The organism is Kluyvera sp. NPDC087067 (assembly GCF_044745165.1).
In the GTDB taxonomy this organism is placed as follows: domain Bacteria; phylum Pseudomonadota; class Gammaproteobacteria; order Enterobacterales; family Enterobacteriaceae; genus Kluyvera.
This window is the reverse complement of the sequence record NZ_JBIUZS010000003.1, coordinates 297,091-323,594: the sequence shown is the minus strand read 5'-3', so window position 1 is coordinate 323,594 and position 26,504 is coordinate 297,091. Positions and strand designations below refer to the sequence as shown.

Sequence of the window (26,504 nt, the reverse complement as noted above, 5' to 3'; positions counted from 1 at the left end):
CAGATTGAGGAAATGATGAAAAAAACGCTTATTGTTGTCGCTCATCCAAATATTGAAAACTCCGTTGTTAACCAGCGCTGGATAAATGAGTTAAAAAAATATCCCGATCAATTTACTGTTCATGAGCTTTATAAAGCCTACCCTGACGGCAGGATCAATATCGAGTCTGAGCAAAGACTCGTTGAGCAACATGAGTCGCTGGTTTTGCAGTTTCCGATCTACTGGTTCAACTGCCCGCCTATGCTGAAACAATGGCTGGATGAAGTGTTTCTTTACGGCTGGGCATACGGTTCTACCGGCGATAAAGTGAAGAATAAAAAAATGGCTGTGGCGGTAACTGCCGGTATTGGACTTGCAGACTACATGACGAATGGCCGTTATAAATTTACTCTGGAAGAAGTCTTACGCCCATTCGAGATCACGATAAAATATGTTGGCGCTGAATATATTCCGCACTTTGCCTTTTATGGTGCAGAACATAACCCATCCAAAGAAGTGATTAATGAAAATGCAGAAGCCTATGTGAAATACTTAGCTCGATTAACGTGCAGCGAGCCAGCAACAAATAACTGATAATAATTTGATAGACTACTCTCATATATTTTTGATAATAACCCTGTAGCTTGCGGAATTAATGCGAACCTGGATTGCCCTACTGTTAATTAAGCCAAAAGCAGACAGTCAAATGTAGCTGTACCCACAAATATGATATTAAGTTGATTATTGCTTTTGCGCTGATGCCGGGGGAACTCCCCGGCATCACTATTACGATGGCAAGACGATATTACTGTCCGCCAGCGTTCCCATGCGGTTGTGCATCGCACAGGCAGAATCAACAATATGCATGGCCATCGCCGCGCCGCTGCCCTCTCCCAGACGCATATCCATATGCAAATATGGCACCAGCCCCAAATGCTCAAGCGCAATGCGCGCCCCTTTCTCTGCCGAAAAGTGAGACGGAATAAGGTACGGTTTAACGCCAGGTGCAATCTGACAAGCCGCCAGCGCAGAGGCGTAAGAGAGGAAACCATCCAGCACCACCGGCAGGCCGCAGGAGGCCGCGCCAAGCATTACGCCGGTCATACCGAGAAGGTCAAAGCCGCCGACTTTTGCCAGAACGTCCAGGCCATCGCTGGCGTCCGGTTGATTACATGCAATCGCGCGGGTGACGACATCCACTTTATGCTGAAGCTGTGATGGCGGCAGGTTGGCCCCAATCCCGACGACCGTCTCCGGTGCGCTGCCGGTGAGTACGCTCACCACCGCCGCCGCTGGCGTAGTGTTCGCCATCCCCAGCTCGCCCACGCCAAACAGCGTCACGCCCTGCTGCGCCAGATTTCGGGTGTAGTTCATGGTTGCCAGCAGCAACGCATGCGCTTGCTCCGCGGTCATGGCGGCGGTCTGTGCAATATTGCCGCTGCCGCGCGCCACTTTCATATCCACCAGCCCGGGAATCGGGTCGGCGTCGATGCCGACGTCAATGACATGTACCTGCGCCCCGGCCTGTGCCGCCAGCACGCAAACACCGGTATTGTGACGCGTCATGTTAGCTGCCTGAATTGCCGTGACTATCTGCGGTGAAATCGCCACGCCTTCATGCCACACGCCGTGATCGGCACACATCACCAGAATGGCTTTTTTATCCACCTGTGGCGTACCCTTAAGCCCTGGCATCCCCGCCAGCTGTACCGCCAGCGACTCCAGACGCCCGAGGCTGCCTGTCGGTTTAAGAAGCCCATCAATATGCTGCTGCGCACGCGCCATCGCGGCATTATCCAACGCGGGAATTGCCGCAAGCATTGAAGCCAGTGTTTGCATTATTTTAATATCCGGTTCGTTAGGTGCTGACTTACAAAAGCGCCAGCAAGAAAATGACTTCACCCAGTTCAATACCCGCGCCAAGCGTATCACCGGTTTGTCCGCCCAGCGTCCGTTTCAGCAACTGACCGAGGATAAAGACACCAATAAACGCCACCAGTACTGCACGGAGACCGTGCATACCCAGCAGCGCGGTCACCAGCGCGCCGCCAATCGCCAGCGTCAGCCAGGTCTGGCGGAAGCTCACTTTGCCGATAAATAAGTTGCCCAGCCCCTCCTCACGCGCATAGCGGTGGCGATACATCAGCAGTACAGAAGCCGAGCGCCCGGCAATACAGGTCGCAGCGATAGCCGCCAGCATGGGCGTTCCGCGTAAGCTCAGCTCGCTTATCGCCAGCACTTTCGCCAGCAGGACAAAAATCAGCGCTAAACCGCCGTGGGTGCCCAGACGACTGTCGCGCATAATCTCCAGCATTTTCTCACGACGACGCGCCGAGAAAATCCCGTCGCAGGTATCCGCCAGGCCATCAAGATGAAAACCGCCGGTCAACAGCGCTAGCGCCAGTACGGTGAAAAAGGCCGCCAGCGGTATACCGCACCAGGCCTCAACCACCATAAATACCAGTCCGCTTATTGCCCCCAGCAGCAGGCCGATGACCGGGAAGGTGATAACCCCGTTAACATAGCGATCCAGATCCAGCCCCTGCGACCAGCGCTCTGGCACCGGAAGACGACTCATAAATGAAAGTGTGGCAAAAAACAGTCGACTCATTTTATTTTGACTCCGATCCCTGATACCACCAGCCAGACATCATCTGCGGCCTGCGCCAGTTTTTGGTTCACTCGCCCTGCAATATCACGGAAATGCCGGGCTAAACGATTCTCGGGCACGATGCCCATACCGACTTCATTTGTCACCAGTACAATGGGTGACGGGCACTGTTTACAGGCCGTAATCAGCGCGTCAATCTCAGCATTCACCTGCGTTTCCAGCGCCGAAAAATCCCAGCGGTCAATCTCCTCTTCATTGCCTGAGGCAAAAAGGATATTGGTGACAAGCGTGGTGATGCACTCCAGCAAAATCGCCTCAGCGGGATCGTTTTGTGGGGTAATGATGTCGGCCAGATTTTGCCAACGTTCTTCCGTGTGCCAATGGGCAGGACGACCGTCCCGATGATGCTGAATACGCTCAGCCATCTCGGCATCTAAGATGGGTGATGTCGCAATGTAGCGGACGCTGGAGAAATGACTGATTAAGGATTCTGCGTGACGACTCTTTCCGCAGCGGGCGCCGCCGGTCACCAGTATCATGATTGCGTTTCCTGATGTTGCTGCATGGTTCGCAATGTCGCTAGATTATGAAAGGGTGTGACTCAATGATGTGTTCGGGTGGCAACAACCGTCACCACCCGCTAATGACGGTTACTCGCCTTTCTGCTCGCCCATCACTTTCAATTTTTTAGAGATGTCGCGACGTTCTTTGGAAAGCTCAGCATTTTTGATGATGTAGTCATCAACGCGATCTTCATAGTCGCCCTTCATGCTGGCAATGATGCCCTGAATGGCTTCAACGCTCATTCCTGGTTTAATGTAGTCGCTGAGGTTGTCGATCAGCAGAACACGTTTCTGGTTGTCACGGATCTTTTTCTCAACGTCCTGAATTTCACGTTGCAGTTTGTTCTTACGACGGAACAAACGGACGAATTCAAGCACGTCCTGAAACGAAGGTTTCGTGGTTTCCATTTTTATACCCCTGATAGTTGAGACTCGGATTCGTTAAAACAACGGCTACACGATAAGGTACACATTCCTGATACCCCCTTCAACCTGAATGAGTTGACGTAGTCACGTTGTCGCAAACACTCATTTTTGCTTTGGGCTCATCATAACCCTAAATCCGGCTGAATCGAAACAACCTGGCGCAAAAGTCGATGTATCTGCCTTTTATTTACGCAATGCACGGCACATCAGACTCGACAACAATTCCAGCTGCCGCGCCAGCTCCATGCTTAACCAGACATAGCCGTGGATAGGCGTTTCTGCCAGATCCTCGCCTTTGTATTCATTTACCAGCTGGCGTAGCTCCGTCGCAATCTCATTAAGTTTTTCGCTGTTAGCCTTAATCGGCTGCGGATTCCCTTCATACAGGGCATGGGCGATGGCGAGCAGCGTTTGTTGTGTCATAAGCTGCGTTTCCCGCAACGTATGGGCGTTAAGCATCAGCAAATGGCTAGGGCGCGTCGCCCAGTGCGCATTGATTTGTAGCTCGAGCATACATACCAGATTACGGCTGACGGTTTGAATGGCTTCGAATATGCCTTTATGGATATGCGTTTCTTTGCTGGCAGGAGTTATCAGACCGCGCATTTTCACCACATCGTTGAGCACCTTTTGCAGATGCTTCTCTAAACGCGGTCGCTCGATAAGATTGGGAGAAAGACCGGCCTGATAGATGCGGTTAAATTGGGTGACAAAGTTGGCCATCTGGATACGCCAGTGGATGAACGCCCGCTGAGGATAGATTCCGGTAAACAGCATCGCCAGCAGGCAGCCAAATATGACGTCACCGCTTCGCCATAGCGCGGTAGTCATGTCCCCCGGCGGCGCACCCACCACCACGCCAAGGGTAATCCCGATAAGCAGCGCCTGGTACGGTTTTTTGCCCAGCGCCAGCCAGCCACAGAGGAACATGGCGCCCGCGCACCAGAGCAGCATCAGGGGGAGCGAGATAAGCTCAAGCTTGAGTGCAACAAGCCCCAGCGCCGAACCCAGAATGGTGCCGCCAATGCGCTGAAAAGCCCGCGGTACAACGTTACCCCAAAACGAAATGGGGCCCATCACCACCACCAGCGTAATGAGCGGCCAGGAACCTTCCGGGATGCTCAGCAGACGGACTATCAGAAAAGTCAGGACGAAGGCCAGCGCAATCCGCGCACCATGTACGGTACGGTAATTGCGATATAAGCGAATTTCAAAAGGGCTAAGTGACTTATCCGGGCGCACAGCCATTCTCCGACAAAACGAAAGCGCAAATTGTACCCGCTCTGGCTAACAACAACCACAGGGATAATCAATCAGGTAGCCCGGCCAGGCGGAGCGCCGCCGGAATTGCCCGGAGTCGGCGCTATTGCACCTCGTCCGGGCTACCTTTTATTGAGCTCAAGCCTTGTGATGCAAATAGTCGCTCAACCGTGAGAACATGCCGCCTTTACCCACGCTTTCAAGCGTCACCAGCGGCCACTGTGCCACCACCTTATTGCCATCGAGCAGTTGAATCTCCCCGACGCGTGTATGCGCGGCAATCGGTGCTTGAAGTTCTTTTTTATCAAGAACATATTTGGCTTTGATATTCGGCACTTCGGCTTTAGGCAGCGCCAGCCAGAAATCCTGATCGGTACCCAGGGCGATTTTCTCCTGGTCGCCATACCAGATGCGCTCGGTTCCTACCTTCTTACCGCTATGCAAAATTTGCACGGTATCGAAGTTTTGTTGGCCCCAATGCAGTAGCTTACGCGCCTGTTCTTCACGCCCTTTGGCGCTATCTGCGCCCATCACGACGGCAATGAGACGGCGCTGACCATCCACCGCAGAAGCTATCAGGTTAAAACCGGCACCGGAGGTGTGACCGGTTTTCAGACCATCAATGTGCATACTTTTTTCCCACAGCAGGCCGTTACGGTTCTGCTGGGTAATGCCGTTCCAGGTCAGGCTTTTTTCGCTGTACATATGATAGAACTCCGGCTCACCGTGAATAATGGCGCGCGAGAGTACGGCCAGATCGTAGGCCGAGCTGTGCTGACCCGGTGCATCCAGGCCATGAACGGTTTCAAAGTGGGTGTCGCGCAGATTCAGCGTTTCCACATAGTGGTTCATCATTTTGACAAACTGCGGCTGACCGCCAGCAACATAATCGGCCAACGCCACGCACGCATCGTTACCGGAATCGACAATCAGACCGCGGCTCAGGTCGCGAACCGTCAGACGATCGCCTGCTTTTAAAAACATTAAAGAAGAGCCGTTAAATACCGGGTTAACCGCCGCCCAGGCATCGCGCCCGACGGTGACCATGTCGTCTGCGGTAATTCGGTGACTATCAATCGCACGGTCGACAACATAACCGGTCATCAGCTTGGTCAGGCTCGCAGGGTTACGCTGCTGGTGTTCATTACCGGCGGTTAAGATTTGCCCGGTGGTGTAGTCCATAAGTACCCAGGCGCCGGCCTGAATAGCAGGAGGAGTGACGGGAGGAATAGCGGGTGCATCAGCAAACGCACACGAAACGCTCGAAGCGAGCAAAGAAACAGCAATTAAAAAACGGGCTTTCAACGGTAAATCCTCAACATTCGCAAATTCGTCGTCCTTTTTACGGAAGTTCGTGCTTTGTTACAGGGTTAAATTGCAAGAAAATATGACATACCTCTAATTCCACACGAAAAAACACCCTGTGAGGGGGCTTCCAGATCCTGCTCTTGCCCTTCTGATGAGAGTCTAAATCGTTTACCATGAGTACCAAACGCCATACACGGACACAGTTAACGCTATGCAAGAGACCTCCAGCGCGCCAGGATTTCTGTTTCACGACTACGAAACCTTCGGTACCAGCCCTTCCCTGGACAGACCCGCGCAGTTCGCCGCTATCCGCACCGACAACGATTTTAATATCATCGGGGAACCGGAAGTCTTTTACTGCAAACCCGCAGATGACTATCTGCCGCAGCCTGAAGCGGTGTTGATAACCGGGATCACGCCGCAGGAAGCGCGTGCTAAAGGCGAGAACGAAGCCGCTTTCGCAAAACGTATCCACGATATTTTCACCGTGCCGGAAACCTGCGTGGTGGGCTACAACAACGTGCGTTTCGATGATGAAGTCACGCGGAATATCTTCTATCGCAATTTTTACGATCCGTATGCCTGGAGCTGGCAAAACCGCAACTCACGCTGGGACCTGCTTGACGTGATGCGCGCCTGTTACGCCCTGCGCCCTGAAGGCATCGTCTGGCCGGAGAACGAAGATGGTCTGCCAAGCTTTCGCCTGGAACATTTAACCCAGGCTAACGGTATTGAGCACAGCAATGCCCACGATGCGATGGCCGACGTTTACGCCACCATCGCCATGGCGAAGCTGGTGAAAACGCAGCAACCGAAACTGTTTGATTATCTGTATGCATACCGCGGCAAAAACAAACTAATGACGCTGATTGATGTGCCGCAAATGAAGCCGCTGGTGCACGTCTCCGGGATGTTTGGCGCATGGCGCGGCAACACCAGTTGGGTAGCCCCATTAGCCTGGCACCCGGAAAACCGCAATGCGGTGATTATGGTCGATCTTGCGGGTGATATTGCCCCGCTGCTGGAGCTTGATGCCGATACCCTGCGTGAGCGTTTATACACGCCGAAAAATGAGCTGGGTGAGCTTTCACCGATTCCAGTCAAACTGGTGCATCTCAACAAGTGCCCGGTGCTGGCGCAGGCCAATACTCTGCGCCCAGAGGACGCCGATCGCCTAGGAATTAACCGCCAGCAGTGCCTCGATAACCTTAAACAGCTGCGTGAAAATCCGCTGTTGCGAGAGAAAGTGGTGGCGATCTTCGCCGAAGCCGAGCCGTTTGTGCCCTCAGAGAACGTAGATGCGCAGCTTTATAATGGCTTCTTTAGCGATGCTGACCGCACGGCAATGAAAATTGTTCTTGAGACTGAGCCGCGCAACTTACCGGCGCTGGATATTACGTTTGCGGACTCGCGTATTGAAAAACTGCTGTTTAACTATCGTGCCCGTAATTTTCCCGGCACGCTTGATGAACATGAGCAGCAGCGCTGGCTGGAGCAACGTCGGCAGATCTTTACGCCAGAATTCTTGCAGGCCTATGCGCAGGAGCTGGAGATGCTCTACGGGCAGTATGAAGGGAATAATGAGAAGCTGTCGCTATTGAAAGCGCTGTATCAATACGCGCAGGAGATTGTTTAAGTTATCGCTTGCGAAGTGGACCCGATCGGCAAAGTGCTATCAGGTCTCACTGTGAAAATGGCCGGATGGTGGCGTTACGCCTTATCCGGCCGACTAAGGTAATTATTTCTGCACCGTGATAGTCCAAGCAGCATCGCCAGATTGCTGGTAATCCGTCACCGTAAAGCCCTCTTCCGCCGCCCACTGTGGGATAGCTTCCGTCGCCTGGGTACAGTCGAACTCAATCACCAACTGGTCGCCGTGGGCCAGTTCTGCCATCGCCGCTTTGGCTTCAATCAGAGGGAACGGGCAAACCTGCGTCACCACATCCAGTTTTTTTACAACCATATTTAACTCCTTAAGCCGTTGCGGATTTCAGTTTAGCTTTCCGCTGCGGGCGAACATACACCATCCACGAGGCGCTCCACACGCCGAGGATCATAAATACCAGACCAATCCAGCCCTGCCAGGTCATCATTGCCGTCATCACCAGCCCGTTACCTATTGAGCAACCGCCTGCAATGCTGGCACCAAAGCCCATCAGCACACCACCGCTGGCGCTGCGCAGCGTGGTGCTGGCATCAGCGGCACGAACGCGGAACTCACGGCTGGCCTTCGCTGCAATAAATGAACCGATAAAGATCCCCAGCACCAGGAACACGCCCCAGTTGAGGAACTTGCTGTCGCCGCCGACGAGGAATTGCAAAATATTGGCGGTCGGCGAGGTAATACCAAGACCAAACATACGACCGGTCGCTTCGCTCAGCGGCCAGGCCAGCAAGGCAATCAGGCCAATAAGCACAGCCGTTACAAATGGATGCCAGCGCTTTTCAAACAGCACATGTGCAAGACCGGTGCGACGAGGCGGCAGTGTTGCCACCTTAAGCTTTGGTTTGCTGAGCTCTTTACGCACCAGCCAGACGGTAGCAATCAGCAGCAAGGCAATCAGTGGCCAGACGGAAATATTCAGCGTTTCAGCAATGCCGTTGTGCGACGTCGTATGCTCGCCGAGGAATTTATTCAGCCCGGCCGCATGAGGAGAGCGCATCACCGCACTCATCACCATATAGGTCACCAGTGCAATCCAGCTGCCGATAAGCCCTTCGCCTGCACGATACCAGGTCCCGGTCGCACAGCCCCCGGCGTAGACAATGCCAATGCCGAAAACAAAACCACCCACCACGGTGCCCAGCCATGGGAATACGCCAGCGTCGTACTGCACCAGCCCAAGCTGGATTAGCGCAAAAACGCCCACGCTTTGAATACAGATAGCTATCAACAGCGCATAGAACATGCGGTTGTTTTTGGTGATGTACATATCGCGGAAGCCGCCGGTCAGGCAGAAACGTCCACGTTGCATAACGAATCCCAGTAACGCCCCGCAGATGATTCCGCTTATTATCATGTGCAACATAAATCTATTAACCCAATATTATCAGTCTTAAAATTATTCCTGAGCAGGCCCGTTCGCTCCAATAACCAAACGCTCTAAATTATTCCTAGTAGTTATTACAGATAAGTTTTTAATCAGCGAATTTTATTAAGACGAAAAAAAACCGGAGGGCTAAGCCTCCGGTTTTCAATCTTCATCGCGATGAAGTTAAGCGATATCTTCGTACTGAGGAACTGGGTTGCGGAAGCGCTTGGTGACGCAGGCCAGATAGACCAGGCCAATCGTGCCCCAAATCAGACCCAGGATCATAGAGCTTTGCTCCAGGTTCACCCACAGTGCACCAACGGTCAGCGCGCCACAGCTTGGCAGCACCAGGTAGTTGATGTGGTCTTTCAGCGTCTTGTTACGCTTCTCACGGATCCAGAACTGCGAGATCACAGAGAGGTTAACGAAGGTGAATGCCACCAGCGCACCAAAGTTAATCAACGCCGTTGCCGTTACCAGGTCGAATTTAATCGCCAGCAGCGCAATTGCACCTACCAGCAGCACGTTGAACGCCGGAGTACGCCATTTCGGATGAATATAGCCGAAGAAGCTGGTCGGGAACACGCCATCACGCCCCATCACGTACATCAGACGAGACACGCCCGCATGTGCCGCCATACCGGAAGCCAGAACGGTGACGCTTGAGAAGATCAGCACGCCCCACTGGAAGGTTTTACCCGCCACGTACAGCATGATTTCCGGCTGAGAAGCATCCGGATCTTTAAAGCGAGTGATATCCGGGAAGTACAGCTGCAGGAAGTAAGATGCTCCGATGAACACCATACCGCCAATCAGCGCCGTCAGGAAAATCGCACGCGGGATCACACGCTCAGCGTCTTTGGTCTCTTCAGACAAAGAAGAGATACCGTCAAAGCCGAGGAACGAGAAGCACAGAATGGTCGCCCCGGTAATCATCGGCACGACGTGCGCACCCTCAGACCAGAACGGACGCGTGCTGACCAGCGTACCCGCACCTTCACCGTGCATAATGCCGTAGATGATAAGACCCACAATCACCGCCACAATGCCCATCTGCAAAATAACAATCAGGGTATTGAAGTTGGCCACGGCCTTGATGCTACGCAGGTTAGAAACGGTCATAAACCCAACCAATGCCACCACGAAAATCCATGACGGAATGGAAGGCATCAGCGCTTCAAAGTAAATTTTTGCCAGCAGAATGTTGATCATCGGCATGAACAGGTAGTCCAGCAGCGACGACCAGCCCACCATAAAGCCAACCACCGGGCTAATGGATTTCTGAGCGTAGGTATACGCGGAGCCTGCGGACGGGAAACGGCGAACCAGCTTGCCGTAACTCAGCGCAGTAAAAAGAATAGCGATCAGCGCAAAGGCGTAAGCCGTTGCAACGTGACCGTCAGTGAGGCCTGACACGATACCGAACGTATCGAACAGCGTCATTGGCTGCATATAGGCGAGGCCCATCATGACAACCGGAATCAGCGTAAGGGTTTTACGCAATTCCACGCGAGAGGTGTTTGGAGTAACGTTATGCGACACGGTCAGTCTCCATTACGGCGATGGCCGGTGCAAAAAAGAAAAATTGCCCCATTTTTTTTCTGTTTCCTCAGCGACAACAACTGTCGTTTTTTAAGTAAATATCTATCCGGTACTAAGCCCGGCCTCTTTTATTGGATGATTGTTTTGATGTAAAAAAATAACCGACGTGGAAATCACGTCGGTTAGTCTCATTTTTTACATTCGACATATTTTGCACCAAACGGAAGCAAAAAAACAAGCAAATGCGAACATCAGCAAAGCGCTTAATCGTCTAAATGGCTGATAATTAGACAATCCAAAAATCGTAAACTTGCGCGATAGCACTATTTGCTAAAACTGATGCAATTTACTCCATCGGCATACGTAACGGGTCGGGGTATTGATACTCAAATCCTAACTCGCGACAGATGCGATTACCGTCGATGATTTTCCCCTGCCCTGTCCCGCTATCGCTAAATACCGGCGCGGCCAAACCGAGTTCTCGCGCCATTTGCGGATAGAACACCTGCCGGGCAGGATGCTCTGGCGCACAGATGTTATAAATGTGCCCACCTTTCGGTGCTTGTAATAATAGCGTAATCGCGGCAATCACATCTTCCAGATGCACCAGGTTCACACCATGCTGCCCGTCCGGCGCCGATTTTCCGGCAAAGAAACGTCCTGGATGACGCCCCGGCCCGACCAACCCCGCCAGACGCAGGATATCAACCGAGGTACCCGGCAACTGGTGCAGCCAGTCCTCCAGCTCTTTGAGCACTCGACCGCTGGCCGTCACGGGCTCACGCGGCGTTGTCTCTTTCACCGTACCCGCTTCTCTACCGTATACCGAGGTTGAACTGGTAAAGATAATGCGCGGAATATTATGCGCCAGCGCGGAGTCCACAATTTCCTGCACCGCCTGGTGATAGAAATCGTCTCCTTCGCCACTACGACGTGCGGGTAAGGTAATCACTAATGCGTCGACGTTCATCAAGGCATCAAGATCATCTGCCTCACAGACTAACTGTGGATCGAGCCGCAGCGGGTAGCTTTCAATGCCGCACATCCGCGCCGCTTCAACGCCATCTACAGTCGTTTTACTGCCGGTCACCTGCCAGCCTCGCGCCATTAAAGACAGCGCCAATGGCATACCCAGCCACCCTAATCCGACAATTGCCACTTTCTTCATTGCGCCATCTCCTGATTGTTGCCGCACTCCTCTACAACTAAGGCTACGCCACCGCGTCAAAACTGACAATTTATAGTCGCCACATGAATTGATTTAATGAATGAAAAAAGCACTTGCCTTCAACGACAAAAGTGGTTTAGGTTAAAAGACATCAAGTGAATAGTCATTCAACGAGAAATTTATGAGCCGCGTTCAAACTAAACTGCACCACCATCACCATCACCCTGACTAGTCTTTCAGGCGATGTGTGCTGGGAGACATTCAGATCTTCCAGTGGTGCATGAACGCAAGAGAGCCCCCGGAAGATATCTTCCGGGGGCTTTTTTTTTGAACCAAATTCAGCAGGGTAAAAAGGAAAACAGAATGTTAGATAACAGCCGTTTACGCATAGCTATTCAAAAATCTGGTCGTCTTAGCGATGATTCACGCGAATTACTGGCCCGTTGTGGTATCAAAATTAACCTGCACACCCAGCGCCTGATTGCGATGGCTGAAAACATGCCTATCGATATCCTGCGCGTTCGCGACGACGATATCCCGGGTCTGGTTATGGACGGCGTAGTTGATCTGGGCATCATCGGTGAGAACGTCTTAGAAGAAGAACTGCTGAACCGCCGCGCCCAGGGCGAAGACCCGCGCTATTTTACCCTGCGTCGTCTGGACTTCGGCGGCTGCCGCCTGTCGCTGGCAACGCCTGCGGATGAAACCTGGAACGGCCCGGCATCGCTCGATGGTAAACGTATCGCCACCTCTTACCCGCACCTGCTTAAACGTTACCTGGACCAAAAAGGCATCGCCTTTAAATCTTGCCTGCTGAACGGCTCTGTTGAAGTCGCCCCGCGTGCTGGCCTGGCCGACGCCATCTGCGACCTCGTATCGACCGGCGCAACGCTTGAAGCGAACGGACTGCGTGAAGTGGAAGTGATGTTCCGCTCAAAAGCCTGTCTGATTCAGCGTGACGGCGAGATGAGTGAGGCTAAGCAGCAGCTGGTCGATCGTCTGTTAACCCGTATTCAGGGCGTAATTCAGGCGCGCGAATCAAAATACATCATGATGCATGCGCCGACCGAACGTCTGGACGAAGTGATTGCCCTGCTGCCGGGCGCGGAACGCCCAACGATTCTGCCGCTGGCCGGTGACCAGCAGCGCGTAGCCATGCACATGGTGAGCAGCGAAACCCTGTTCTGGGAGACGATGGAAAAATTGAAAGCCCTGGGTGCCAGCTCAATTCTGGTGCTGCCGATTGAGAAGATGATGGAGTAACCACCATGAGCTTCAATACCCTGATTGACTGGAACCGCTGTAGCCCCGAGCAGCAGCAGGCATTATTAACCCGCCCGGCCATTTCGGCGTCCGAGAGCATTACCCGGACGGTGGCGGAGATTCTTGATAACGTCAAAACCAACGGCGATAAAGCCCTGCGCGAATACAGTGCCAGATTTGATAAAACCGAGGTTGGCGCATTACAAGTCACCGCAGAAGAAATTCAGCAAGCCAGCGACCGTCTAAGTGATGAGATTAAGCAGGCTATGCAGGTCGCTGTGCGTAATATTGATACCTTCCACAACGCACAAATTCTGCCGCCGGTGGATATCGAAACCCAGCCAGGCGTGCGCTGTCAGCAGGTTACCCGGCCGATAGCGTCCGTGGGGCTTTATATTCCAGGCGGCTCGGCGCCGCTGTTTTCAACGGTATTGATGCTCGCGACGCCTGCGCGCATTGCAGGCTGTCAGAAAGTGGTGCTGTGCTCACCGCCGCCGATTGCCGATGAGATCCTCTACGCTGCAAAACTGTGCGGCGTGCAAGAGGTGTTCAACGTCGGTGGCGCACAGGCGATTGCCGCGCTGGCGCTGGGTACGGAATCCGTGCCGAAAGTGGATAAAATATTCGGCCCGGGCAATGCCTTTGTGACCGAAGCAAAACGTCAGGTCAGCCAACGTCTTGATGGTGCAGCCATCGATATGCCTGCGGGCCCATCGGAAGTGCTGGTGATTGCTGACAGCGGCGCAACAGCGGACTTTATCGCCTCCGACCTGCTTTCCCAGGCCGAACACGGCCCGGACTCTCAGGTCATTTTGCTGACTCCCGACGCAAAAATTGCTGAAGACGTCGCGGTGGCCGTTGAACGTCAGCTCGCCGAGCTTTCGCGCGCCGAGACTGCACGTCAGGCGCTATCCGCCAGCCGTTTAATCGTGGCGAAAGATCTGGCGCAATGTGTCGAAATCTCTAATGCCTACGGCCCTGAACACCTGATTATTCAAACCCGCAACGCCCGCGCTCTAGTTGACGACATCACCAGCGCCGGTTCTGTATTCCTCGGCGACTGGTCGCCGGAATCCGCTGGCGACTATGCATCCGGCACCAACCACGTGCTGCCGACCTACGGCTACACCGCGACCTGCTCAAGCCTTGGGCTGGCGGATTTCCAGAAACGGATGACCGTTCAGGAATTATCGCGGGACGGTTTCTTAAGCCTCGCCGCCACCATTGAAACACTGGCAGCCGCCGAATTGCTGACCGCCCATAAAAATGCCGTCACCCTGCGCGTTAACGCCTTAAAGGAGCAAGCATGAGCATTGAACAGTTAGCCCGTGACAACGTTCGCGCCCTGACTCCATACCAGTCGGCCCGCCGCCTGGGCGGTAATGGCGACGTCTGGTTGAATGCCAACGAATTCCCGACTGCGGTGCCTTTTACCTTAAGTCAGCAGACGCTCAACCGCTACCCGGAGTGTCAGCCGAAAGCGGTGATTGAAAACTATGCCGCTTACGCAGGCGTAAAACCCGAGCAAGTGCTGGTGAGTCGCGGAGCGGATGAAGGTATTGAGCTGTTGGTGCGCGCATTTTGCGAACCGGGCCGTGACGCGGTACTGTTCTGCCCGCCTACCTACGGCATGTACAGCGTCAGCGCTGAAACCCTCGGCGTCGAGTGCCGTACCGTACCGGCGAAAGCGGACTGGCAGCTGGATCTCCCGGCGATTGCCGATAGTCTGGCTAACGTCAAAGTGGTTTACGTGTGCAGCCCGAATAATCCCACCGGGCAGATTATCAACCCGCAGGATTTCCGCACGCTGCTGGAAATGACCCGTGATAAAGCGCTGGTTGTCGCCGATGAAGCCTATATTGAATTCTGCCCACAAGCGACGCTGGCAGGCTGGCTTGCCGAATATCCGCACCTGGTCATCCTGCGCACGCTGTCAAAAGCCTTTGCGCTGGCGGGGCTTCGCTGCGGCTTTACGCTTGCCAACGAAGAAGTTATCGCCTTATTAATGAAGGTGATCGCCCCTTATCCGCTCTCTACCCCGGTGGCCGATATTGCGTCCCAAGCGCTAAGCCCACAGGGAATTGCCGCCATGCGCGAACGTGTGGCGCAGATCCTGGAAGAGCGTCAGTATCTGGTGGACGCTTTGCGTAGCATTGATTGTGTCGAGCAGGTGTTTAATTCCGAGACCAACTACGTACTGGCTCGTTTTAAAGCCTCCAGCCGCGTATTTAAATCTTTATGGGATCAAGGCATTATCTTACGTGATCAGAATAAACAACCCTCTTTAAGTAACTGTTTGCGTATCACTATCGGCACTCGTGAAGAGAGCCAGCGGGTGATTGACGCTTTGAAAGCGGAGACCGTATGACCCAGAAGTTTCTCTTTATCGATCGTGATGGCACCCTGATTTCCGAGCCGCCGAGCGACTATCAGGTAGACAGCTTTGACAAACTGGCCTTCGAGCCCGACGCTATTCCGGTACTGCTGAAACTGCAAAAGGCAGGCTACAAACTGGTCATGATCACCAATCAGGACGGTCTTGGCACCGACAGCTTTCCGCAGGCCGATTTCGACGGCCCGCACAATCTGATGATGCAGATTTTCACCTCACAGGGCGTGGTCTTTGATGATGTGCTCATTTGCCCGCACCTGCCGGCGGACAACTGCGAGTGTCGTAAACCGAAAACCCAGCTGGTGACCGCCTGGCTGGCAAACGAAGTGATGGATACCGCCAACAGTTACGTGATTGGCGACCGGGCGACCGATTTAGAACTGGCATCCAACATGGGGATTGCCGGACTGCGCTATAACCGCGACACCTTGAACTGGGCCGCAATCGGCGAGCAATTAACTCGCCGCGACCGCTATGCGCGCGTCGAGCGCCGGACCCGCGAAACGCAAATTGATGTTGAAGTGTGGCTGGACCGCGAAGGCGGCAGCAAAATCAATACCGGCGTCGGCTTCTTTGACCATATGCTGGATCAAATTGCTACCCACGGTGGTTTTCGCATGAACATTACCGTGAAAGGCGATCTGTACATTGACGATCACCACACGGTCGAAGATACCGGTCTGGCATTGGGCGAAGCGCTGAAGGTAGCGCTTGGCGACAAACGCGGCATTAACCGTTTTGGCTTCGTGCTGCCCATGGATGAATGCCTGGCGCGCTGCGCGCTGGATATCTCCGGTCGTCCACACCTGGAATATAAGGCGGAATTCACCTATCAGCGCGTGGGCGATTTGAGCACCGAGATGATTGAGCACTTCTTCCGCTCGCTGTCTTATACCATGGGCGTCACCCTGCACCTGAAAACCAAAGGCAAAAACGATCACCATCGCGTGGAAAGCCTGTTTAAAGTCTTTGGCCGCACTTTGCGCCAGGCAATCCGCGTGGACGGCGATACCCTTCCCTCCTCGAAAGGAGTGCTGTAATGAACGTCGTCGTCCTTGATACCGGCTGCGCTAACCTCCATTCGGTAAAGTCCGCCATTGCTCGCCACGGCTATGAGCCGGTAGTCAGCCGTGAGCCGGAAGTGGTGCTGCGCGCAGACAAACTGTTTTTACCTGGCGTGGGAACCGCCCAGGCCGCAATGGATAAGCTGCGCGAACGCGATCTGATTGAGCTGATTAAAGCCTGTACCCAGCCGGTGCTCGGCATCTGTCTGGGAATGCAGCTACTGGGCCGACACAGCGAAGAAACTCTCGGCGTTGACCTGCTGGGGATTATCGACCAGGACGTACCGAAGATGACGGATTTCGGACTGCCGCTGCCGCATATGGGGTGGAATCGAGTCTATCCCAAAGCGGGCGATCGTCTGTTCAGCGGTATTGAGGATGGCGCGTACTTCTACTTCGTCCACAGCTACGCCATGCCGGTCAACGAGTACACCATTGCGCAGTGTCATTACGGCGAAGCGTTCACCGCCGCCATGCGCAAAGATAATTTCTACGGCGTGCAGTTCCACCCGGAGCGCTCAGGTGCCGCGGGGGCGCAGTTGCTGAAAAATTTCCTGGAGATGTAATGATCATTCCTGCTTTAGATTTGATTAACGGTACCGTTGTCCGTCTCCATCAGGGCGATTACGGCCAACAGCGAGATTACGGCAGCGACCCGCTACCGCGCTTACAAGATTATGCCGCGCAGGGTGCGGAAGTTCTTCATCTGGTCGATTTAACCGGAGCCAAAGACCCCGCGCAGCGGCAAATTCCGCTCTTAAAAACGCTGGTGGCGGGCGTGAACGTCCCGGTGCAGGTTGGCGGCGGCGTGCGTACCGAGGATGACGTTGCGGCACTGTTGGAAGCCGGCGTGGCCCGCGTAGTGGTGGGTTCTACGGCGGTAAAATCACCTGAGGTGGTTAAAGGCTGGTTTAAACGCTTTGGCGCAGAGCATCTGGTGCTGGCGCTGGACGTGCGTATTGATGACAACGGTACAAAACAGGTCGCGGTCAGCGGCTGGCAGGAGAACTCCGGCGTCACGCTGGAAGCACTAGTCGAAACCTATCGGCCGGTTGGCCTGCAGCACGTGTTGTGTACCGATATCTCCCGTGATGGCACGCTGGCAGGCTCTAACGTTTCGCTGTACGAAGAAGTGTGCGCCCGCTATCCACAGGTGGCATTCCAGTCCTCCGGCGGCATTGGCTCGCTTGAGGATATCGCCGCGCTGCGCGGCACCGGCGTGCGCGGCGTCATTGTCGGGCGTGCGCTGCTGGAAGGTAAATTTAACGTAACGGAGGCCATCCAATGCTGGCAAAACGGATAATACCTTGTCTTGATGTACGTGATGGCCAGGTGGTTAAAGGCGTTCAGTTCCGTAATCATGAAATCATTGGCGATATCGTGCCGCTGGCCAAACGTTACGCCGACGAAGGCGCAGATGAGCTGGTGTTCTACGATATCACCGCTTCCAGCGACGGTCGCGTGGTGGATAAGAGCTGGGTGTCACGCGTTGCGGAGGTTATCGATATTCCGTTCTGCGTAGCCGGTGGCATTAAGTCCATTGACGATGCCTCGCGCATTCTCTCTTTTGGCGCGGACAAAATTTCCATCAACTCCCCCGCACTTGCCGAACCGGAACTCATCACCCGTCTGGCCGATCGCTTTGGCGTGCAGTGTATCGTGGTCGGCATTGATACCTGGTATGACGCCGAAAGCGGAAAATATCACGTAAATCAATATACCGGTGACGAGAGCCGCACGCGCGTGACGCAGTGGGAAACCGAGGATTGGGTGCAGGAAGTACAAAAACGTGGCGCTGGCGAAATTGTCCTCAACATGATGAACCAGGACGGCGTGCGAAACGGCTACGATCTTGAGCAGCTGAAAAAAGTACGTGATGTATGCCACGTACCGCTTATCGCTTCCGGCGGCGCAGGCACGATGGAACACTTCCTTGAAGCCTTCCGTGATGCAAACGTCGACGGCGCGCTGGCGGCATCGGTCTTTCACAAACAGATCATTAATATTGGCGAACTAAAAGCGTACCTGGCAACACAGGGCGTGGAGATACGGGTATGTTAACTGAACAACTGGACTGGGAAAAAACCGACGGACTGATGCCCGCCATTATCCAACATGCGGTTTCCGGCGAAGTATTAATGCTGGGCTACATGAATCAGGAAGCGCTGGCGAAAACCCAGGAATCGGGCAAAGTGACCTTTTTCTCGCGCACCAAGCAGCGTCTGTGGACCAAAGGCGAGACTTCCGGTCACTTCCTGAACGTAGTTAGTATCGCCCCCGACTGTGATAATGATACCTTGCTGGTGCTGGTCAACCCCATTGGCCCGACCTGCCATAAAGGCACCTCAAGCTGCTTTGGCGACACCAGCCACCAATGGCTGTTCTTATATCAGTTAGAGCAATTGCTGGCCGAGCGTAAAAATGCCGACCCGGAAAGCTCATACACCGCCAAACTGTACGCCAGCGGCACGAAACGTATTGCCCAGAAAGTGGGTGAGGAAGGCGTAGAGACTGCGCTGGCGGCCACGGTGCAGGATAAATTTGAACTGAAGAATGAGGCGTCGGATTTGATGTATCACCTGCTGGTGCTGCTTCAGGATCAGGAGCTGGATTTAACGACGGTGATTGAGAATTTGCGGGACCGCCACAAATAACAAAAGAGGCCCGAAGCAGATGCTTGCGGGCCTCTTTTTTACGCTACCGTATCGCTAGTGGCGGTTACGGTACTCGCGCAGTGCATTACGGCCGAGTACGATGCCGGAGCCGATCATGCCGCCAATCATGACTGACAGTATTAGCATAATTGCACGTTTAGGACTGTCCCTACTGATAGGAAGGTCCGGTTTCATTACATAGCGATAGGCATGAATGGTTTTCGGATCCACTTTAATCCGCTGGATGTCCAGCAGGTTAATCTTTGTCTGGAAGTAATTTGCTGGCAGGACTAATGGACGAGTCGATTCATTCTGAACCATCGCGCTAAGCCCCTCGCTGCCTAAAAGAAACATCGTATCCTGGGTCACGTCCTGAGTCTGTTGAACCTGAGGCTTAGTGATTTTGGCCTCCTCAGCATACTTTAACGCTTCTTTAAGTTGTCTTATACGTATCGCACGTTGTTCTTCAGCAACCGTCTGTTGCGTTTCTAAAGAAGAAGACAGCGCTAACACCTGTTGCTTAATGTTATCGTTGAGGTCAAGGTGTAGTTCATCGGCGATTTGCTCGTCGATTTTTTGCAGATACTGCGCCAACGTTTTTTGCGCCTCTTCCGCACTACCGCCTACATATGAGACACGTATCGGGTAATCACGCCCCTTAATTACCGGCTCAATCGTAAGCTGTTCAGGTATGTCCTGATTATCTAATTCGCTCGAAAGCGCCGATAATGCTACGGCATAACGCCCCATAACTCGATTTTGAATATCCGATACATTGATGGATGCATCCGGGTAAAGCACCTTCAGGGCTGAGTTATAGGTGGCAATTTGAGCAACATCTGGCTGAGCAACAACCGCAGTAGATGTCCATTTTTCTTTTGCAATCAACAAGTAAGCAGCAGTTAATACTATCATCACAATAACACTTACAATGATTGTGACTTTACCGCGCCAGAGCTGCATCACTAGATCGATCAAATCAATTTGCTCGGGATCGGTTCGACGCACCGTCGCCCCACGATTACTTTCTTGCGTCATATAAACCCTAACATCGAATAAAGGAGAGAAAAGCCCGCCATTTTAACCATTATACTAATAATTACTATCGGAATTAACTCAGAAAAAAGCTAATTTTTTCAGTTAAAACAGTACATTTAATGAACACCGACAAGCTTGATTTCAGCTTTAGCAAGTGTAACTCTATTTCCCAAATTTGCTATTGCGCAAAATCATCATCACCTTTTGAAGGTACAGGAGCGCCTCTTCCTGATACAGACAATCAATGCAATTAAGTTCGGTCGATAACGTAGAGACAACATGATCATACTGAGCACAACGTATGTTTTTGATACCAACATCGGACAGTTAAGCTTAGAGCCCCCGTGTTGGGGGCTGCATAATTTTCAATAATACTTAGTCATTGCCAAACAGATCGCGGGTGTAAACTTTTTCAGCAACATCCTCAAGCTCATCCGCCATACGATTGGAGATAATCACATCTGCTTCCTGCTTGAAGGCATCAAGACTACGTACAACGCGCGAGTTAAAGAACTCTTCCTCTTTCATCGCGGGTTCATAGATGATCACGGGAATGCCTTTAGCTTTAATACGCTTCATAATTCCCTGAATTGAAGATGCGCGGAAATTATCAGAACCAGATTTCATGACCAGGCGATAAACCCCCACCACCTTCGGCTGGCGAGCCAGAATAGAATCAGCGACGAAATCTTTACGGGTGCGGTTAGCATCGACAATCGCCCCAATAATATTGTTTGGAACTGACGCATAGTTAGCCAGTAGCTGCTTAGTATCTTTCGGCAGACAATAGCCACCATAACCGAACGAAGGGTTGTTATAGTGGTTACCAATTCGAGGATCCAGGCATACCCCTTCAATGATCTGACGAGAGTTCAGACCTAAACTTTCAGCATAGCTATCCAGCTCATTAAAGTAAGCCACACGCAGCGCAAGGTAGGTATTAGCGAAAAGCTTGATTGCCTCTGCTTCAGTCGAATCGGTAAACAAAACCGAAATATCTTTTTTAATCGCGCCTTCCTGAAGCAACGCTGCAAATCGCTCAGCGCGCTCAGATTGCTCGCCAATTACGATGCGTGACGGATACAGGTTGTCATAAAGCGCTCGTCCTTCCCGGAGAAACTCTGGTGAGAAGAAGATATTATCAATACCCAGCCGGGCTTTGATATCTTTAGTGAAACCAACTGGGATGGTAGATTTAATTACCATTACCGCTTTAGGGTTGATCTCAATAACATCGCGAATAACCGACTCAACGCTTGATGTATTGAAATAGTTGGTCTTTGGATCATAGTCGGTTGGAGTGGCGATAATCACATAATCGGCATCCCGATACGCATCGTGCTTATCTGTGGTCGCACGGAAATTCAGTTCTTTTGTCGCCAGATACTCTTCAATCTCTTTATCTACGATTGGCGATTTTTTCTGATTCAGCATGTCGACTTTGGCCTGAATGATATCAAGCGCCACCACTTCGTGATTTTGCGCAATCAAAATGCCGTTCGACAGGCCAACATAACCTGTTCCTGAGATAGTTATCTTCATTCGTTCTGTAACTTCTTCCAGTTAAACATTTAAAGGTGAACGCGTCACCACCGTGAGACCCAACGCAGTTGTATCGGTTCGGCATGATGCCATTATATCTTGATTTGATACAACAACGCCTATCAGACCTGACTGAATACTGTTTTCAGACAATAAAAAAGCCCGGAGGAGCGCTCCGGGCCTGCATTTAGTGGTTAGCTAATTCAGATTAATCCAGCCACTCGGTGTGGAACACACCGTCTTTATCGGTACGCTTATAAGTATGCGCACCGAAGTAGTCACGCTGAGCCTGAATCAGGTTCGCTGGCAATACCGCAGCACGATAGCTGTCGTAGTAAGCCACAGCCGCAGAGAACGTTGGTACCGGAATACCGTTCTGCACAGCGTAAGCGACAACATCACGCAGCGCCTGCTGATATTCGTCAGCGATATTTTTGAAATAAGGCGCCAACAGGAGGTTCGCAATACCTGCATTTTCAGCATAAGCGTCGGTGATTTTCTGCAGGAACTGTGCACGAATGATGCAGCCCGCGCGGAAAATCTTCGCAATTTCACCGTAGTTCAGATCCCAGTTGTACTCGTCAGACGCTGCACGCAGCTGAGAGAAACCCTGCGCGTAGGAAACGATTTTACCCAGGTACAGAGCGCGACGAACTTTCTCGATAAATTCAGCTTTATCACCCGCCAGTTTAGCCTGTGGGCCGGACAGCACTTTAGAAGCTGCAACGCGCTGCTCTTTCAGAGAAGAGATATAACGCGCAAATACGGATTCAGTGATAAGAGACAGCGGTTCGCCCAAGTCCAGAGAACTCTGGCTGGTCCATTTACCGGTGCCTTTGTTGGCAGCTTCATCCAGAATCACATCAACCAGGTATTTACCTTCTTCATCTTTTTTGGTGAAGATATCTTTGGTGATGTCGATAAGATAGCTGCTCAGCTCGCCTTCGTTCCACTCGGTGAACGTGGTCGCCAGCTCTTCATTAGACAGGTTCAGGCCGCCTTTCAGCAGAGAATACGCTTCAGCAATCAGCTGCATATCGCCATATTCGATACCGTTGTGAACCATTTTGACATAGTGACCCGCGCCGTCCGCACCGATGTAAGTCACGCACGGTTCGCCATCTTCGGCTACCGCAGCGATCTTCGTCAGGATAGGAGCAACCAGTTCGTAAGCTTCTTTCTGACCGCCAGGCATGATGGATGGCCCCTTCAGAGCACCCTCTTCACCGCCGGATACGCCAGTACCGATAAAGTTGAAGCCTTCAGCAGACAATTCACGGTTACGACGAATAGTGTCCTGGAAGAAGGTATTGCCGCCATCAATAATGATGTCGCCTTTATCAAGATACGGCTTCAGAGAATCGATGGCCGCATCGGTGCCCGCGCCCGCTTTCACCATTAACAGGATACGACGTGGGGTTTCAAGAGACTCGACGAATTCTTGTACCGTGTAATGTGGCACCAATTTCTTGCCTGGGTTCTCGGCAACAACTTCTTCGGTTTTTTCACGGGAACGGTTGAAGATGGAGACGGTATAACCACGGCTTTCGATGTTGAGCGCCAGGTTGCGCCCCATCACTGCCATACCGACAACGCCGATCTGTTGCTTGGACATTACATACTCCTGTCAAGTGTAGACACCTCGTAGCCTCAGGCTACGAGTTAATAGTGAAAGACATGTTAACTCAGGATATGGGACCAGAGGTAGCAATTGATGTTCTCTTCGGTCATCACTGCTCAACAAATTTTCGTTCGAACAATCAGTAAGCACCATCACGGCGAAGTACAACTTTTACCGTTTTGAAAAGAATAGCGATATCATTCCAGAGCGACCAATTTTTTACATACCAGGAATCAAAGTAAACTCGTGTCTCGTAATCTACATCATTACGTCCGCTCACCTGCCAAAGCCCCGTCATACCAGGTTTAGCCATTAAATAGTAATCGACGTCTTCATCGTATCGGCTTAACTCTTCCGAAATGATTGGCCGAGGTCCAACCAAACTCATCTCACCTTTCAGAACATTGAAAAGTTGAGGTAATTCATCGAGGCTGGTCTTACGGATAAAACGCCCAACGGCAGTAATTCTGGGATCATTTTTTAACTTGAAGTCCTTCTCCCATTCGGCACGTGCTTCGGGATCGGTATCAAGTAAATGCTGTAAGACCTCTTGGGAATTCAGAACCATGGAACGAAATTTATAACAGGGGAATAGTTTTCCATGGCGTCCAACCCGTAAATGGCCATAAATAGCTGGGCCACCATCCCGCGTCACCTTATACCAAAGGTATATGAGTAAAGGTGATGATATGATTATAATGAGGGAAGAGCAGATAATATCGAATGCACGCTTGAGAAAACGCGATGTCCGCTTGGCCAAATTATTATGTACACGTAAAAGCATAACTTCGTGGCTAAAAATAAACGACATATCCGTACTATATAAAGGCAAGCCTCTTAAAGAAGGAATAACCGTTACCGAGCGGCAATTATGCTTCGACAGTTTACGCAACCAGTCAAGTATCATTTGGTTGTTATTAAACTCAAATGCCACAATAAAATGAATATTATCGTTAGAGGTTAATGCCCAAATCTCATTTTCATCATTTATAACTCGAGTACCTAAGATCTCAGGGACTTTTTCATTCTCATCATAAAAAGCGATAACATTGAAACCCAGCATCTCCTCACTCTGCAGAGCCATGTAAGCATCGACTGCATTCTTACCCGTACCGAGAATAACTGTGTCTTTTTGCCAAAGCCCAAATTTGTTTAAAAGATGTTTGGTCAGCGTCCTGAAAATCGGCACCAGAATAATGGCAAACACCCAACAGAATGCCCAGATATAGCGAGAAAACTGCCATTTGGTAAATGCGATTAATGCCAAATCAATTACGGCAAAAATTACAATGGTTCTAATTATCTCTTTCAGTTCAAACCAGAATGGCTTTCTATAAGAATAATGGCGCAATCGTATCCAGAACCATCCCACACAGATAATGGCCAAAGTTAAATGCGATGTAATTCGCGAGTCTATTTGAACCGATGGGATAAAACGGTAGATATCACCGAAAAGCCATTTAACACAAACAATTGCTAGTAAAAGAGAGACGCTAAAAAAGAAAAAATCTGAAAATGCAAGGGCAAGCTTACATAAATGATTTTTATATTTCATTTTGGACTTAGCCATAAGTTATCCATGTGAGAATGAAGTATCACCTCATTTCAGATTGAATATATTTCCTAAAACAACACGCACAATGTTCTCAGCAGATATCTCATCCGTTGCTTCAGCATAACACCTGAGTTCAGGGGCATTACCTGAAGGACGAATATGGACTATTGAGCCATCACTAAGAAATAGTCTTGCACCATCTGTATTATCTACACGCACGACTGTGCTAGATTTTAAACCGATAATTTTGAGGAATTCTGCAGGCTCATTAATTGCATCCTGCACTAATTTTTTACTAATACTCCCAGGGAAGTTCTGAATTCGGTCAGAGTAAGTATATCTTCCCGGTAACTGACTTACTAATGTTGAAATTTTTGTATTCCGAGCTGCGGCTAATAACATGATTATCGGCAGAACAGCATCGCGGGTTGGCAAACTCGTCAGTTCACGACCGTTATAGTTAACATCTGAGCCAAGCAAAAAACCGCCATTGGCTTCAAAACCAGCAATTTTATTAAATTGGCGGGATAACGAATCAAATGCTTCGATAACATACGGAGAGCCAATTTTTGTCAGCACAACTTTTTGGAATTTATTGCTAAGACTGATAATACTGTTACAGCTTACTGGCACGGCAACTGCTTCAATACCCAATTCCTGAGCACAAAGTAATCCGAGAATATCTCCACGCAGCCAATGACCATGCTCATCCGCAACAAGCGGACGATCACCGTCACCATCAGTAGAGAATATAGCATCCAGCTGATACTGATTACTCCACTTGACAGCTTTTTGTTTATCTTCCTCGCTGACTGCTTCAGTATCAATAGGCACAAATTCATCGCTGCGATCGAGGCAAATGATCTCAGCGCCTAACTGCGTGAACAATAGTGGGTAAAGGTCTCTACCTGCACTCGAGTGTTCATAAACACCAATTTTTTTGCCACTAAGAATCTTATCTTCAAAAAGTTCTAGATATCTCTCCAGATAATAAGTCGCAGCAGAGTCATTTACTTTAAGCTCGTTTGGCAATGCTACAGGTGAAAACTCCACGCTAGTTTTTAATATGTTTTTTTCATCGAGCTTAGTGATTTCACCCTCTGCGCGGTAAAACTTTAGTCCATTTCTATCAAAGGGAATGTGGCTACCTGTTACCATAATTGCAGCCATATTATCCTTCCGCGCCTTATACGCTAACGCGGGAGTTGGCAAAACACCATAAAAAATGGGTTCAATATCATTATCAATTAAAGCAGCAGCACAAGCCTTAGCCATCGCATAACTACTTGGTCGATTATCAATACCAAGAGCTAATTGTTTAATCGAGGACGTCTCTCTTAGTACAGAAACGAATGCATGGGTGAAAGCCATGCACACTTCAGTAGTAAAATCACTGACTAACCCACGAGCACCACTTGTTCCGAATGCTATATTGCTTTCAGAAATAACAACATTTGTTTTCATAGTTCTACATCCTGCACTAATC

26 protein-coding genes and 1 other annotated feature are annotated in these 26,504 nt (G+C 51.2%); of the genes, 11 read left to right on the top strand and 15 right to left on the bottom strand.

The window, feature by feature from the left end; translation table 11 throughout:
* Window positions 1-15: 15 nt before the first annotated feature.
* Window positions 16-573, top strand: coding sequence for an NAD(P)H-dependent oxidoreductase (locus ACIPDS_RS10225; protein ID WP_400735590.1), 558 nt, complete (start codon window positions 16-18; stop codon window positions 571-573).
* 192 nt (window positions 574-765) lie between these two features.
* Here ACIPDS_RS10225 and cobT read toward each other — a convergent pair whose 3' ends face one another.
* The 6 genes from cobT to dacD all read right to left on the bottom strand — a co-directional run bounded on the left by cobT (window position 766) and on the right by dacD (window position 6,144).
* Window positions 766-1,818, bottom strand: a complete 1,053-nt coding sequence (cobT, locus tag ACIPDS_RS10220; RefSeq protein ID WP_400735159.1) for a nicotinate-nucleotide--dimethylbenzimidazole phosphoribosyltransferase — start codon at window positions 1,816-1,818, stop codon at window positions 766-768.
* 31 nt (window positions 1,819-1,849) lie between these two features.
* Window positions 1,850-2,590 carry an adenosylcobinamide-GDP ribazoletransferase gene (gene cobS / locus ACIPDS_RS10215; RefSeq protein WP_400735157.1) on the bottom strand — a complete coding sequence of 247 codons (741 nt, stop codon included), beginning with the start codon at window positions 2,588-2,590 and terminating at the stop codon, window positions 1,850-1,852.
* Complete coding sequence (cobU, locus tag ACIPDS_RS10210) at window positions 2,587-3,132, bottom strand: bifunctional adenosylcobinamide kinase/adenosylcobinamide-phosphate guanylyltransferase (protein WP_400735588.1); 546 nt, start codon at window positions 3,130-3,132, stop codon at window positions 2,587-2,589. Before cobU ends, cobS begins: the two co-directional genes overlap by 4 nt.
* Window positions 3,133-3,240: 108 nt before the next feature.
* Window positions 3,241-3,561 carry a DUF496 family protein gene (locus tag ACIPDS_RS10205; protein WP_400735155.1) on the bottom strand — a complete coding sequence of 107 codons (321 nt, stop codon included), beginning with the start codon at window positions 3,559-3,561 and terminating at the stop codon, window positions 3,241-3,243.
* A 201-nt stretch (window positions 3,562-3,762) separates the two neighbouring features.
* Complete coding sequence (locus ACIPDS_RS10200; protein WP_166513454.1) at window positions 3,763-4,821, bottom strand: FUSC family protein; 1,059 nt, start codon at window positions 4,819-4,821, stop codon at window positions 3,763-3,765.
* 156 nt (window positions 4,822-4,977) lie between these two features.
* Complete coding sequence (dacD, locus tag ACIPDS_RS10195) at window positions 4,978-6,144, bottom strand: serine-type D-Ala-D-Ala carboxypeptidase DacD (RefSeq protein WP_400735153.1); 1,167 nt, start codon at window positions 6,142-6,144, stop codon at window positions 4,978-4,980.
* Between the two features lie 214 nt (window positions 6,145-6,358).
* Between dacD and sbcB the strand changes: the two genes are divergently transcribed.
* Window positions 6,359-7,783: an exodeoxyribonuclease I gene (gene sbcB, locus ACIPDS_RS10190; protein ID WP_400735151.1), complete on the top strand. Its 1,425-nt coding sequence runs from the start codon at window positions 6,359-6,361 to the stop codon at window positions 7,781-7,783.
* 102 nt (window positions 7,784-7,885) lie between these two features.
* On the opposite strand, the gene tsuB is transcribed toward sbcB, so the two are convergent.
* The 4 genes from tsuB to ACIPDS_RS10170 all read right to left on the bottom strand — a co-directional run bounded on the left by tsuB (window position 7,886) and on the right by ACIPDS_RS10170 (window position 11,889).
* Window positions 7,886-8,110, bottom strand: coding sequence for a thiosulfate utilization sulfurtransferase TsuB/YeeD (gene tsuB / locus ACIPDS_RS10185; RefSeq protein WP_166513451.1), 225 nt, complete (start codon window positions 8,108-8,110; stop codon window positions 7,886-7,888).
* Between the two features lie 10 nt (window positions 8,111-8,120).
* A complete protein-coding gene (gene tsuA, locus ACIPDS_RS10180) occupies window positions 8,121-9,176 on the bottom strand; it encodes a thiosulfate utilization transporter TsuA/YeeE (protein ID WP_166513450.1) in 1,056 nt (351 codons plus the stop codon).
* Between the two features lie 186 nt (window positions 9,177-9,362).
* Entirely contained in the window at window positions 9,363-10,721 is a 1,359-nt protein-coding gene (locus ACIPDS_RS10175; RefSeq protein WP_400735148.1) for an APC family permease, read from the bottom strand.
* 346 nt (window positions 10,722-11,067) lie between these two features.
* Entirely contained in the window at window positions 11,068-11,889 is an 822-nt protein-coding gene (locus ACIPDS_RS10170) for an SDR family oxidoreductase (RefSeq protein WP_400735146.1), read from the bottom strand.
* 181 nt (window positions 11,890-12,070) lie between these two features.
* Between ACIPDS_RS10170 and hisL the strand changes: the two genes are divergently transcribed.
* From hisL to hisIE, 9 genes are all read left to right on the top strand, one after another.
* Entirely contained in the window at window positions 12,071-12,121 is a 51-nt protein-coding gene (hisL, locus tag ACIPDS_RS10165; protein ID WP_400735586.1) for a his operon leader peptide, read from the top strand.
* Window positions 12,097-12,217, top strand: a sequence feature (His leader region). (Overlaps the previous gene by 25 nt.)
* A gap of 35 nt (window positions 12,218-12,252) precedes the next feature.
* Window positions 12,253-13,152, top strand: coding sequence for an ATP phosphoribosyltransferase (hisG, locus tag ACIPDS_RS10160; protein ID WP_166513447.1), 900 nt, complete (start codon window positions 12,253-12,255; stop codon window positions 13,150-13,152).
* Between the two features lie 5 nt (window positions 13,153-13,157).
* Window positions 13,158-14,462, top strand: coding sequence for a histidinol dehydrogenase (gene hisD / locus ACIPDS_RS10155; protein ID WP_400735144.1), 1,305 nt, complete (start codon window positions 13,158-13,160; stop codon window positions 14,460-14,462).
* A complete protein-coding gene (hisC, locus tag ACIPDS_RS10150; protein ID WP_400735142.1) occupies window positions 14,459-15,520 on the top strand; it encodes a histidinol-phosphate transaminase in 1,062 nt (353 codons plus the stop codon). The genes hisD and hisC overlap by 4 nt, the downstream gene beginning before the upstream one ends.
* Window positions 15,517-16,584, top strand: coding sequence for a bifunctional histidinol-phosphatase/imidazoleglycerol-phosphate dehydratase HisB (gene hisB / locus ACIPDS_RS10145; RefSeq protein WP_400735140.1), 1,068 nt, complete (start codon window positions 15,517-15,519; stop codon window positions 16,582-16,584). Before hisC ends, hisB begins: the two co-directional genes overlap by 4 nt.
* A complete protein-coding gene (hisH, locus tag ACIPDS_RS10140; RefSeq protein ID WP_400735138.1) occupies window positions 16,584-17,174 on the top strand; it encodes an imidazole glycerol phosphate synthase subunit HisH in 591 nt (196 codons plus the stop codon). The genes hisB and hisH overlap by 1 nt, the downstream gene beginning before the upstream one ends.
* Complete coding sequence (hisA, locus tag ACIPDS_RS10135) at window positions 17,174-17,911, top strand: 1-(5-phosphoribosyl)-5-[(5-phosphoribosylamino)methylideneamino]imidazole-4-carboxamide isomerase (RefSeq protein WP_400735136.1); 738 nt, start codon at window positions 17,174-17,176, stop codon at window positions 17,909-17,911. The genes hisH and hisA overlap by 1 nt, the downstream gene beginning before the upstream one ends.
* The gene (gene hisF / locus ACIPDS_RS10130; protein ID WP_400735134.1) at window positions 17,893-18,669 is read left to right on the top strand and encodes an imidazole glycerol phosphate synthase subunit HisF; all 777 of its coding nucleotides are present in this window, start codon (window positions 17,893-17,895) and stop codon (window positions 18,667-18,669) included. Before hisA ends, hisF begins: the two co-directional genes overlap by 19 nt.
* The gene (gene hisIE / locus ACIPDS_RS10125) at window positions 18,663-19,262 is read left to right on the top strand and encodes a bifunctional phosphoribosyl-AMP cyclohydrolase/phosphoribosyl-ATP diphosphatase HisIE (RefSeq protein ID WP_400735132.1); all 600 of its coding nucleotides are present in this window, start codon (window positions 18,663-18,665) and stop codon (window positions 19,260-19,262) included. Before hisF ends, hisIE begins: the two co-directional genes overlap by 7 nt.
* Window positions 19,263-19,316: 54 nt before the next feature.
* Here the strand turns inward: hisIE and wzzB are convergent, their stop codons facing one another.
* The 5 genes from wzzB to ACIPDS_RS10100 all read right to left on the bottom strand — a co-directional run bounded on the left by wzzB (window position 19,317) and on the right by ACIPDS_RS10100 (window position 26,482).
* The gene (gene wzzB / locus ACIPDS_RS10120) at window positions 19,317-20,300 is read right to left on the bottom strand and encodes an LPS O-antigen chain length determinant protein WzzB (protein WP_400735130.1); all 984 of its coding nucleotides are present in this window, start codon (window positions 20,298-20,300) and stop codon (window positions 19,317-19,319) included.
* Between the two features lie 375 nt (window positions 20,301-20,675).
* Window positions 20,676-21,842 carry a UDP-glucose 6-dehydrogenase gene (gene ugd, locus ACIPDS_RS10115; RefSeq protein ID WP_400735128.1) on the bottom strand — a complete coding sequence of 389 codons (1,167 nt, stop codon included), beginning with the start codon at window positions 21,840-21,842 and terminating at the stop codon, window positions 20,676-20,678.
* A gap of 208 nt (window positions 21,843-22,050) precedes the next feature.
* Window positions 22,051-23,457 carry an NADP-dependent phosphogluconate dehydrogenase gene (gene gndA / locus ACIPDS_RS10110; RefSeq protein ID WP_062778301.1) on the bottom strand — a complete coding sequence of 469 codons (1,407 nt, stop codon included), beginning with the start codon at window positions 23,455-23,457 and terminating at the stop codon, window positions 22,051-22,053.
* 145 nt (window positions 23,458-23,602) lie between these two features.
* Window positions 23,603-25,033: an undecaprenyl-phosphate galactose phosphotransferase WbaP gene (wbaP, locus tag ACIPDS_RS10105; RefSeq protein ID WP_400735126.1), complete on the bottom strand. Its 1,431-nt coding sequence runs from the start codon at window positions 25,031-25,033 to the stop codon at window positions 23,603-23,605.
* 30 nt (window positions 25,034-25,063) lie between these two features.
* Window positions 25,064-26,482 carry a phosphomannomutase gene (locus tag ACIPDS_RS10100; RefSeq protein ID WP_400735124.1) on the bottom strand — a complete coding sequence of 473 codons (1,419 nt, stop codon included), beginning with the start codon at window positions 26,480-26,482 and terminating at the stop codon, window positions 25,064-25,066.
* Between the last annotated feature and the right edge of the window lie 22 nt (window positions 26,483-26,504).

Coding starts and splice junctions, on each gene's coding strand:
- hisH (WP_400735138.1), top strand. CDS start 16,584: ATGAACGTCGTCGTCCTTGATACCGGCTGCGCTAACCTCCATTCGGTA.
- ugd (WP_400735128.1), bottom strand. CDS start 21,842: ATGAAGATAACTATCTCAGGAACAGGTTATGTTGGCCTGTCGAACGGC.
- sbcB (WP_400735151.1), top strand. CDS start 6,359: ATGCAAGAGACCTCCAGCGCGCCAGGATTTCTGTTTCACGACTACGAA.
- hisG (WP_166513447.1), top strand. CDS start 12,253: ATGTTAGATAACAGCCGTTTACGCATAGCTATTCAAAAATCTGGTCGT.
- wbaP (WP_400735126.1), bottom strand. CDS start 25,033: ATGGCTAAGTCCAAAATGAAATATAAAAATCATTTATGTAAGCTTGCC.
- ACIPDS_RS10205 (WP_400735155.1), bottom strand. CDS start 3,561: ATGGAAACCACGAAACCTTCGTTTCAGGACGTGCTTGAATTCGTCCGT.
- hisD (WP_400735144.1), top strand. CDS start 13,158: ATGAGCTTCAATACCCTGATTGACTGGAACCGCTGTAGCCCCGAGCAG.
- gndA (WP_062778301.1), bottom strand. CDS start 23,457: ATGTCCAAGCAACAGATCGGCGTTGTCGGTATGGCAGTGATGGGGCGC.
- wzzB (WP_400735130.1), bottom strand. CDS start 20,300: ATGACGCAAGAAAGTAATCGTGGGGCGACGGTGCGTCGAACCGATCCC.
- ACIPDS_RS10170 (WP_400735146.1), bottom strand. CDS start 11,889: ATGAAGAAAGTGGCAATTGTCGGATTAGGGTGGCTGGGTATGCCATTG.
- hisB (WP_400735140.1), top strand. CDS start 15,517: ATGACCCAGAAGTTTCTCTTTATCGATCGTGATGGCACCCTGATTTCC.
- hisC (WP_400735142.1), top strand. CDS start 14,459: ATGAGCATTGAACAGTTAGCCCGTGACAACGTTCGCGCCCTGACTCCA.
- hisF (WP_400735134.1), top strand. CDS start 17,893: ATGCTGGCAAAACGGATAATACCTTGTCTTGATGTACGTGATGGCCAG.
- hisA (WP_400735136.1), top strand. CDS start 17,174: ATGATCATTCCTGCTTTAGATTTGATTAACGGTACCGTTGTCCGTCTC.
- cobS (WP_400735157.1), bottom strand. CDS start 2,590: ATGAGTCGACTGTTTTTTGCCACACTTTCATTTATGAGTCGTCTTCCG.
- ACIPDS_RS10100 (WP_400735124.1), bottom strand. CDS start 26,482: ATGAAAACAAATGTTGTTATTTCTGAAAGCAATATAGCATTCGGAACA.
- tsuB (WP_166513451.1), bottom strand. CDS start 8,110: ATGGTTGTAAAAAAACTGGATGTGGTGACGCAGGTTTGCCCGTTCCCT.
- cobT (WP_400735159.1), bottom strand. CDS start 1,818: ATGCAAACACTGGCTTCAATGCTTGCGGCAATTCCCGCGTTGGATAAT.
- tsuA (WP_166513450.1), bottom strand. CDS start 9,176: ATGTTGCACATGATAATAAGCGGAATCATCTGCGGGGCGTTACTGGGA.
- ACIPDS_RS10225 (WP_400735590.1), top strand. CDS start 16: ATGAAAAAAACGCTTATTGTTGTCGCTCATCCAAATATTGAAAACTCC.
- hisIE (WP_400735132.1), top strand. CDS start 18,663: ATGTTAACTGAACAACTGGACTGGGAAAAAACCGACGGACTGATGCCC.